This window comes from Agaribacillus sp. DX54, from assembly GCF_056858335.1.
In genome coordinates this window covers 1-270 of sequence record NZ_JBXEQE010000170.1, presented here as the reverse complement: position 1 = coordinate 270, position 270 = coordinate 1, and the positions used below count along the sequence as shown (strand labels likewise).

The following is a 270-nucleotide window of genomic DNA, read 5'->3' as shown; positions in this document are numbered from 1 at the left end:
AAGTAGGAGATAATGCAACATTAGTAGGTGTGGAGAAAAGTATAAAGTTAAGACCTTCGTTGGTATTTAGAGAAGGAAGCACGGGTTTTAGTTGCCAAATCGCCTCAGTACTGTTTCCAAGAAATACCTCATTCAAATCGGTCATCACATTATACATAGTAGTATTCTCTATTACAGCGGATGCTTCCAATTCTGCATCTTCCCAATTTCCAGTAAATAGTTGGGCCCTAGCTAGCATAGCAGTAGCAGCCCATTTATTAGGGCGAACTC

General features: G+C 40.4%; 1 protein-coding gene. It reads right to left on the bottom strand.

Going from position 1 to position 270, the window contains the following annotated elements; translation table 11 throughout:
- A partial coding sequence (locus tag AC04NP_RS30840) for a hypothetical protein (protein ID WP_482863987.1) occupies positions 1–238 on the bottom strand: 238 nt, incomplete at its 3' end.
- Between the last annotated feature and the right edge of the window lie 32 nt (positions 239–270).